The sequence below is a fragment of the Lentilactobacillus hilgardii DSM 20176 = ATCC 8290 genome, assembly GCF_000159315.1.
Taxonomy (GTDB): domain Bacteria; phylum Bacillota; class Bacilli; order Lactobacillales; family Lactobacillaceae; genus Lentilactobacillus; species Lentilactobacillus hilgardii.
Genome location: NZ_GG669998.1, coordinates 107,067 through 116,829 on the forward strand (window position 1 = coordinate 107,067; position 9,763 = coordinate 116,829).

At 39.5% G+C, this 9,763-nt stretch carries 9 protein-coding genes; all 9 read left to right on the forward strand.

Annotated elements, in window-relative coordinates; genetic code table 11:
- Positions 1-6: 6 nt before the first annotated feature.
- Positions 7-279: an RNA-binding S4 domain-containing protein gene (locus HMPREF0519_RS11815; protein WP_003636537.1), complete on the forward strand. Its 273-nt coding sequence runs from the start codon at positions 7-9 to the stop codon at positions 277-279.
- A 95-nt stretch (positions 280-374) separates the two neighbouring features.
- The gene (locus HMPREF0519_RS11820; RefSeq protein ID WP_003561698.1) at positions 375-782 is read left to right on the forward strand and encodes an FtsB family cell division protein; all 408 of its coding nucleotides are present in this window, start codon (positions 375-377) and stop codon (positions 780-782) included.
- A 239-nt stretch (positions 783-1,021) separates the two neighbouring features.
- A complete protein-coding gene (locus HMPREF0519_RS11825) occupies positions 1,022-1,531 on the forward strand; it encodes a S1 domain-containing RNA-binding protein (RefSeq protein ID WP_003561700.1) in 510 nt (169 codons plus the stop codon).
- Between the two features lie 120 nt (positions 1,532-1,651).
- Entirely contained in the window at positions 1,652-3,058 is a 1,407-nt protein-coding gene (gene tilS, locus HMPREF0519_RS11830; RefSeq protein WP_225428955.1) for a tRNA lysidine(34) synthetase TilS, read from the forward strand.
- On the forward strand, positions 3,051-3,593 hold the full coding sequence (gene hpt / locus HMPREF0519_RS11835; protein ID WP_003636541.1) for a hypoxanthine phosphoribosyltransferase: 543 nt from the start codon (positions 3,051-3,053) through the stop codon (positions 3,591-3,593). The genes tilS and hpt overlap by 8 nt, the downstream gene beginning before the upstream one ends.
- 70 nt (positions 3,594-3,663) lie before the next feature.
- Complete coding sequence (gene ftsH, locus HMPREF0519_RS11840) at positions 3,664-5,817, forward strand: ATP-dependent zinc metalloprotease FtsH (RefSeq protein ID WP_003636543.1); 2,154 nt, start codon at positions 3,664-3,666, stop codon at positions 5,815-5,817.
- 77 nt (positions 5,818-5,894) lie between these two features.
- Positions 5,895-6,797: an Hsp33 family molecular chaperone HslO gene (gene hslO / locus HMPREF0519_RS11845; protein ID WP_003636546.1), complete on the forward strand. Its 903-nt coding sequence runs from the start codon at positions 5,895-5,897 to the stop codon at positions 6,795-6,797.
- A 148-nt stretch (positions 6,798-6,945) separates the two neighbouring features.
- Positions 6,946-7,953, forward strand: coding sequence for a tRNA dihydrouridine synthase DusB (dusB, locus tag HMPREF0519_RS11850; protein ID WP_003636548.1), 1,008 nt, complete (start codon positions 6,946-6,948; stop codon positions 7,951-7,953).
- 56 nt (positions 7,954-8,009) lie between these two features.
- Complete coding sequence (gene lysS / locus HMPREF0519_RS11855) at positions 8,010-9,515, forward strand: lysine--tRNA ligase (RefSeq protein WP_003636550.1); 1,506 nt, start codon at positions 8,010-8,012, stop codon at positions 9,513-9,515.
- The last annotated feature ends 248 nt before the right edge of the window (positions 9,516-9,763 follow it).

A 9,763-nucleotide genomic window follows, 5' to 3' on the forward strand; every position in this document is an offset into this window, starting at 1 on the left:
GAAAAAATGAGAATTGATAAGTTTTTAAAAGTTTCCAGGATTATCAAGCGACGCTCTGTGGCAAAAGAAATTGCCGATAAAGGATGTATTACGATTAATGATCGAATTGCAAAATCTTCTTCGGATGTCAGTACAAATGACACAATTGTGATTAAGTTTGGAAATAAGACGCTGACGATCTTGGTAAAAGCGCTTTTAGACACAACTAAGAAAGATGACGCTCAAAAAATGTACGAGATTGTTTCGGAAGATTATGAGCATGATTATAGAAACGAATAAATAAATTTATTAAGAACCCTTGAATTGTATAGACAAACGCGCTTTTGTTGTTATAATCTAAAATTAGAAAGTGTTTTAATTCAGGGGGATTGAACATGGTGCAACAACAGCAGAAAATCAAAAAATTAGAAAATGATTATACTAGAAAACGCGAGCTTGAGTTTCAGACAACGAAAGCGTCTCTTTCTGTTCGCCGTCGACGAAGAAAGCGGGCCTGTATCATCTTTTCTGTCTTTATGATTTTTGCATTAATCTTTGCTGTTCAAATTGTGAGGGCAAAGGTTAACTATGCGGCTGTCAATGTTCAAATTTCTAAGCAAAAGCAAAAGGTAAAAAAAGAGCAGGTTAATCATAAACGGTTAATTGCGCGGGTTTCACAACTTAATGATAAAGATTATGTTGAACAGCTTATCCGTGATCGGTATTACTATACCAAGCCCGGTGAAACTGTCTATAGTTTCCCGAACCAGGCGCCTAAAGATGTTAATAACGGAAACGAATAGGTTAAATAAAATTGATTATTGAATAAGATACGAAAAAGGCTGAGGTTGATTGATGGTTATACCTCAACTTTTTTTGTATCAAAATTCTCGCTGGAAAAGAAAAGTTGTGGTTTACTTGTGTTGGGGAAATAAAACAGAATTAAGGTAAACTTCATTAATCTTTAATTTGTTTTCCCGTTGTAAAACTATATATGCTATACTAGTTGTACTTAGAACTAATAGGAGGAACAATTTTTTTAATGGCAATTGAAGTTGGGGAAAAAGTTAACGGTAAAGTTTCCGGAATTACAAATTTTGGTGCATTTATTGATTTAGGTGATCATCGAACTGGCCTAGTTCATATCAGCGAAGTTTCTGACGGATTTGTTAAAGATATTCATGATGTTTTGAAAGTTGGCGATGAAGTGACCGTCAAAGTTTTGAAAATTGAAGGAAATAATAAAATTAGTCTTTCAATTCGAAAAGCAACGGATTCGTCAAGCCATGAGGGGGATCACGAATCAAGTCATGGCAATTATTCACACCACAATGAACATGAGCATGAAAATTCTCATGATTATCATGAGAACCACGGTCATCATTCCAGAGGCAACCATTCTAGCAGTAATCGCGGTAATCATTCTGGAAATCATCCAGAAAGCTTTGATGATTTGATGTCAGGCTTTCTTAAACAAAGCGAGGATCGTCTTGCTACGCTTCGTAAAAACACGGAGGGTAAGCGTGGCGGTCGTGGTGGTCGTCGAAGTTAAAATGAGTGATTGATTTTTAATAGTTGAAAAGCTGGAGCAAGACCAGAACTGGTTTTGAGTTCGGCTTTTTATTTTGAATTGATAAGTTCTGTGTCCTACAAGAAAGGTTATTATAAATCAGTGAGTTTACAGCAAAAATTCAAACAAATGATTCTTCAAAATAATTGGTGGAAGACGGATCAGCCTGTTGTGGTTGCGGTTTCGACGGGGATTGATTCAATGACGCTTCTTTATCTATTGGAACATTTGGATCAACGTTCACCACAGATCATTGTGGCTTATGTTGATCATTGTTTACGGGAACAAAGCAAACGGGAAACGGTCTTTATTCAGCAATATTGTTCTGATCATCACCTAAAGCTTGTTCAAGCAGTATGGAATCGTAAGCAACATCCCCAACACGGAATTGAGGCAGCCGCGCGCGAGTTTCGTTATCGTTTTTTTCGGCGCGTTTTGAAAGAAAATCAAGCAACGGTCTTATTAACGGCGCATCACGGAGATGATTTGGCAGAGACAATGTTAATGAAATTGGTTCGTGGTGGACAAGTTGAGTCATTAATCGGGATTGCTGAACAACGGCCAACTTCATTTGGAAGTGTTGTTCGGCCGTTACTTCACTTCAGTAAAAAAGAGATTCATCAATTTGCATCCTCAGTGCATATCAAATGGTTTGAGGATGAGACAAATCTGGATCTGACCATTCAAAGAAATCGGTTTCGACATCAAATCGTGCCCAAAATGAAGCAAGAAAATCCTCGAATGCTTAGACACTTTGTGGACTATTCAAAGCAGTTGAAAACATTAATTGAGGTTAATCAAGAATTGATGCGACCAGCTGCGGAAGAAATTCTTTCTTCGTTCAAACCAGGGCGTCAGCTCACTTTGAGCAGAAAATTAATGACATCTTATTCAGATGATGTTCAGATAAGCTTGGTTAAATTTTTGATTGAAAAAAAACTAAAGATTCAAAATATACCGCTAAATCAATTCGAGGAAATCTATCGATTAATGACAAATACCGCAAAGCCGCAAGGGGCACTTTCTTTACCGAACGGGTGGCTATTTATAAAGAGCTATCAAAAATTAACGATTGTAAAAAAAATCGACAATCATATTATAAAACCTAAAAATGACGGGCAATTTATGGTAATATTAGACCGATGGTATTCGTTAAAGGACGGATCAAGGTTTGGCGTTTTTACAACGAAAATTTTGGGGAATTATAAGACTACCACATTCCATTTATCAGAAAAAGATTTTCCATTAATTATCCGGCATTGGCGTAATGGAGATCGACTGAGACTGAAAAATGGTGGTCATCAAAAAGTGAGTCGCGTCTTGATTAATGCGAAAATTCCGCAAGAAGATCGTTTAGATACCAATGTCTTGATGACATCTCAAAACGAAATCCTAGCGGTCCCCGGTTTGAAAAGTGCCTTTTTTTCCGAAAATTTGGGAAAAGCGTTTTATTTGATCGAGGACCAAAAACAATCAACTTCAGAAAGAAAAGGAATTGACAATGAATAACGACATCTTAAAAGTTCTTTATAGTACCGAGCAAATTGACGAAGCCTGCAAAAGGCTTGGAAAGCAGATTCAAAAAGTCTATGCTGACAAGGTGCCGGTTGTTATTGGGGTATTAAAAGGTGCCACTTTTTTCATGTCGGATATCGTTCGTCAGGCCGATACTTACATGGAAATTGATTTTATTGATGTATCAAGTTATCATGGTACGACGCAATCTTCGGGAAAGGTTGATCTTGTGACAGATATTTCGACTGATGTTTCCGGTCGGGATGTCTTGATCATTGAAGATATCGTTGATACTGGACGGACATTAAAATTCTTGATGGATAATTTAACCAAGCGTGGTGCTCGTTCTATTAAGGTATGTACATTGCTTGATAAACCTGCTGGCAGACAATTGGAAGCAAACTCGGATTTCATTGGTTTTGAGGTTCCAAACGAGTTTGTGGTTGGGTATGGTCTTGATTATGATGAAAAGTATCGGAACCTACCTTACATTGGTGTTTTAAAACCAGAGATTTATACAAACAATTAATGGTCAAAAATAGTCAATTGTGGTAGTATTTTGACTATCAACATGAATAATTTTTTTGAGGAGGACGTTGATGAACTCAAATAAAAATGGGCTTTTTAAAAATAGTCTATTTTACATTGTCATTTTCTTACTGATAATGGGTGTTATCTACTTTTTCAATGGAAGTAGTACAAATACACAGTCTCAGGAAGTACAATCAAGCCAATTTGTTAAGGACTTGAAGAGTGACAAAGTAAAAAGCTTTTCAATTCAGCCTTCAGGCGGTGTTTACAAGATCACTGGCCAGTATCGACAAGGTCAAAGGGCTAAAGTGAATAGTGGTTTCTTGGTTGGTGGCAATCAAAGCCAATCAAAGAATGTCACTAAATTCACGACAACCGTTCTTGAGAATAACTCCTCAATTGCTGAAATCACCAAGGCTGCGCAGTCTAATGATATTAAGATGAATGCAAAGCCTGAAGAATCAAGTGGTTTTTGGGTAAACTTATTAGTTTATGTCTTGCCACTGTTACTGTTTGTTTGGTTCTTCTATATGATGATGGGCCGTGCAGGCGGTCAGGGCGGTGGAAACGGCAGAGTGATGAACTTTGGTAAGTCCAAAGCCAAGCCAGCCGACAGTAAGCAAAACAAGGTTCGTTTCTCAGACGTTGCCGGTGAGGAAGAGGAAAAGCAAGAACTTGTTGAAGTTGTTGAGTTCTTGAAAGATCCGCGTAAATTCACAACCCTGGGTGCAACTATTCCACATGGTGTTTTACTAGAGGGACCTCCTGGTACAGGTAAAACACTGCTTGCTAAAGCGGTTGCCGGTGAAGCAGGTGTCCCATTCTATTCAATTTCCGGTTCTGATTTCGTTGAAATGTTTGTTGGTGTTGGTGCCAGCCGTGTCCGCGACTTGTTTGATCAAGCCAAGAAGGCTGCCCCTGCCATTATCTTTATTGATGAAATTGATGCTGTCGGTCGTCGCCGAGGTGCTGGAATGGGTGGCGGACACGATGAACGTGAGCAGACTTTGAACCAATTACTGGTTGAAATGGATGGATTTAGTGGCAATGAAGGTGTCATTGTCATTGCAGCTACCAACCGTGCAGATGTTTTGGATCCAGCTTTGACCCGTCCAGGTCGTTTTGATCGAAAGATTTTGGTTGGACGTCCGGATATCAATGGTCGTGAAGCAATCTTAAAGGTTCATTCTAAGAATAAACCATTTGCAAACGATGTTGATCTTCACGAAATTGCCAAACAAACGCCTGGTTTTGTGGGTGCCGATCTGGCTAACCTGCTTAACGAAGCTGCACTATTGGCTGCTCGACGTAACAAAACCAAGATTGATGCTAGTGACATTGATGAGGCTGAAGATCGAGTTATTGCCGGTCCTGCTAAACGAAATCGGGTTATCTCGAAGGAAGAACGGGAAACGGTTGCTTATCATGAAGCCGGTCATACAGTTGTTGGCTTGGTTCTTAATGATGCTCGGGTTGTCCACAAGGTTACAATTGTGCCGCGTGGTCGAGCTGGCGGTTATGCGATTATGCTACCGCGTGAGGATCAACAATTAATGTCCAAGCGAGATGCAATGGAGCAGATTGCCGGTTTGATGGGTGGTCGTGCTGCTGAAGAACTTGTCTTTAACTCTCAATCTTCTGGGGCTTCAAATGACTTTGAGCAAGCAACTAATATTGCTCGGGCAATGGTTACCCAGTATGGAATGAGTGAGCGGTTGGGCAATGTGCAGCTTGAAAACCCGGCTCAAGATACTTATGGGCCTCGTTATTCTCAAGAGACTGCCGCTGCTGTTGATGAAGAAATTCGTCGATTGACTAACGAAGCTTATGCATCGGCTAAAAAGATTATTGGCGAACACCGTGATAAGCATAAGTTAATTGCTCAAGCATTGTTGAAGTATGAAACACTTGACGAAAAGCAAATTCTATCTCTTTGGAATACAGGTGAAATGCCTGAAAACTCAAAGACAAGTGAATTTCCTAGCGAACGTGCGGCAACTTTTGAAGAAGCTAAACGTGAGTTGGAACGTAAAGAGGCCGAACGTCAGGCTGAACTTGAAAAACAACATACGGGCAATGAAACTTCCGAAGATCAATCCGAAAGTAACAAGTCGAATAATGATTCCGACAAAATTGAAAAGCCCGATGATGTTTCAAGCAATGATCAAAAACAAAATAGTGATCAGTCCAATCAGGATGATCATCATGATGATAGTAAGTAGACGATTTATTAAAGATGAGTTTAGGGCGATTTCGCCTCTAAACTCGTTTTTATTATGAACGAACGGAGAGATAGTTTATGAAAGATTATTTGGTAAAGGCAACAACAACCGATGGCATGTTTCGTGCTTATGCAGTTAATGCAAAAGACACTGTGACTACAGCTCAAAAAGATCATGATACCTGGAGTGCGTCATCGGCTGCATTAGGGAGAACATTAATTGGATCCGTTATGTTGGCAGCTTCTGTTGATAAAAGCGGTGAAGCAATTACGGTTAAGATTAATGGGCAGGGCCCGGTTGGCGGAATCGTTGCCGATAGTGATTCAAAAGGTCACGTCAAAGGATACATTCAAAACCCTCATGTTCATTTGCCTTTAAATGACAATCATAAGATTGATGTTAGTAGGGCAGTGGGCGTTAATGGTTTCTTGGAAGTCACTCGAGCTTCAGCAAATGAGGAGCCTTATACAAGCAGTGTACCTTTAGCCTCTGGTGAAATTGGTGATGACTTTACATTCTACCTAGCTCAATCCGAACAGATTCCCTCAGCTGTTGGCGTTTCAGTGTTTGTTAATGATGATCATTCAATTGGTGCGGCTGGCGGCTATCTGATTCAAACACTTCCCGGTGCAAGTGATGAAGCAATCACCAAAGTCATTAATCGTATTAAGGAAATCCCGATGATTTCGGAATTATTGTTGGATCAACAAACCCCGGAAGAGATTCTTGATTTGATTTTTGGTAAGGGTAATTTACACATTTTGGATCAGATGCCGGTTGAGTTTTACTGTGATTGCTCCAAAGAAAAATTTGCAAAGGATCTTTCCGGTATTTCGGTTGATCAATTGGAAACAATGTTGACAGAGGACAAAGGTGTCAACGTTACTTGTAACTTTTGCCAATCAAAATATCGATATAATGAAGATGAACTAAAGACAATTATTGATGTTGCAAAACAAAAGAAAGTCCAATCAAAATAGTCGTTCTCATTGGTTGCTTTTTATCAAATTAAATTTTATAAAGATGATTTCTCTGATTGGTTGTGAACTATTCATTTATGACGAGATGTGATAATATAGCTATCGGACTTTTGAAGAAAATTGAGAATTGAGCTTTGAGGTGAATGTTATGGAATGGAAAATCGGTGATATTACAATTCCAAACCAAGTTGTCGTTGCGCCTATGGCAGGTGTAACCAACTCGGCTTTTAGAATTATTTGTAAAGAGTTTGGTGCTGGACTAGTGGTCTGCGAAATGATTTCAGATCGCGGTATTATGTATAAAAACAAAAAAACGCTTGATATGATGTTCGTGGACCCTAGAGAACATCCAATGAGCATTCAAATTTTTGGCGGAACGAAAGAAACTTTGGTACAAGCTGCTAAATTTGTTGATCAAAATACGGCTGCTGACATTATTGATATTAATATGGGATGTCCTGTCAACAAGGTTGTTAAGACCGACGCTGGAGCACGATGGCTGCTTGATCCAAAAAAAGTATATGAAATGGTCTCATATGTGACCGATGCTGTTAAAAAACCGGTGACGGTAAAGATGAGAACCGGCTGGGATGAAGATCATATTTACGCGGTTGAAAATGCGTTAGCTGCTGAGCGAGCCGGTGCGTCGGATCTTGCAATGCATGGGCGGACCCGTAAACAAATGTATATGGGACATGCAAACTGGGATATTCTTAAACAAGTTGCTGGTCAATTACACATTCCTTTTATGGGGAATGGGGATGTCAGAACCCCACAGGATGCAAAAAAGATGTTGGAGGATGTGGGCGCTGATGCTGTCATGATGGGACGAGCTGTTGAAGGAAATCCGTGGGTCCTCAGTCAGGTTGAACATTATTTGGAAACTGGAGATATTTTACCGGAACCGACCCCTGAAAAAAAGATCGCAACAGCAAAAGAACACTTGCATCGCCTTGTAGAACTTAAGGGTGATCACGTTGGTTCACATGAATTTCGTGGGCAGGCCGGTTATTACTTAAAAGGTATTTCTCATTCTGCAAGGACCAAGGTTGCATTGGTTAATGCAGATGGTGAACAGGCAATGGATGATATTTTTGATCAATTCTTGGAAAAGAATGCCCAAAGACAGGCACGTCATCAACAAATGGCCCAATAAAGGAAGCCGTTTTGTGGTATCATGATTAATAGTTTATTATCGTAGGAGGTTTGACATTGGCCAAAGATAAAGAAATGAATGATCAAATGATTGTTCGTCGGCAAAAGATGGACGAATTGCGGAAGGAAGGAATCGATCCTTTTGGACATCGGTTCCAGCGTACCTATTTAGCTACACAGCTTCACGACGAGTTCGACAAAACTGACAAAGATGATTTGATGAATTTAAATAAGAAAGTCACTGTTGCAGGTCGGATGATGGCAAAACGTGGTAAAGGTAAAGTTGGTTTTGCTGATTTAAAAGATCGTACGGGTAAAATTCAAATTTATGTGCGCAAGGATATCGTTGGTGATGATATCTATCATATTTTCAAACGCTCAGACATTGGCGATCACCTGGGTATTTCGGGACAGATTATTAAAACCGATATGGGTGAGTTAACCGTTCGAGCTGAATCCGTTACTTTCCTTTCAAAAGCACTCAGACCATTGCCTGACAAGTGGCATGGACTTCAGGACAAGGAACAAAAATATCGTCAACGTTATCTTGATTTGATTTCGAACCAGGATAGCTTTGATCGCTTCCATAAACGAAGCCATATCATTACAGCCATTCGTAATTATTTGGATTCTCATGATTATTTGGAAGTTGAAACACCAGTGCTGCATAATCAAGCGGGGGGGGCCAACGCTCGTCCATTTATTACCCATCACAATGCTTTGAACATTGACTTGTACTTGCGAATCGCACTTGAATTACACCTGAAACGATTAATCGTTGGTGGCATGGAGCGTGTATATGAGATTGGTCGTGTTTTCCGAAATGAAGGAATGGATACCAGACATAATCCGGAATTTACGATGCTTGAATCATACGTTGCCTACTATGATTTCCACGATGTTATGGATGAAACAGAAGGCATTTTTAAGGCCGCTGCCAAGACTGTAACCGATGATGGGATGATTACTTATCAAGGTCATAGAATTGATCTGGATAAGCCATTTAAGCGTCAACACATGGTTGATGCAATTAAAGAGTATACTGGGATTGATTTCTGGAAGCCAATGGATGATGATGATGCAAAGAAATTGGCTGATGAGCATCATATCCATTACGAACCATGGTGGAAAACAGGCCATATTATCAATGCATTCTTCGAGGAACTTGTTCAACCTAAGTTGGAACAGCCAACTTTCATTTATGGTCATCCGGTTGAAATTTCTCCTTTGGCAAAGAAAAATGCAGAGGACCCACGTTTCACTGATCGATTTGAATTTTATATTTTAACAAACGAATTTGCTAATGCCTTTACTGAATTGAATGATCCAATTGATCAACGTCAGCGTTTCGAAGCTCAAGTTAAAGAACGTCAAGAAGGTAATGACGAAGCTGAAGGTATTGATGAAGATTATATTGAGGCTTTGGAGTATGGTATGCCGCCAACAGGTGGGTTGGGGATCGGCATTGATCGTTTGGTTATGCTGTTGACAGATGCACCATCTATTAGAGATGTTCTTCTTTTCCCAACTATGAGACCAGAAGATAACTCTGAAAAAGAATAGACCGTATACTTAAGCTAAGGTTTCAATAGGCTTGCTTTACGCAAGATTATTGAAACTTTTTCTTTTTGTATTCAAAAAAATAGAAAAACAAAAAGACGAAACACGAATGTTAGATAGTTGATTTTTAATGTGTATACCACTTTTATTTCCGAATTAATTTGCCATACGATTCTTAGTTGTTCGGCTTTAGCTTCACTATTGTCTATATGTAGAAACAGGCCCGGTACCTTGTGAGTCGTTAATCCTAT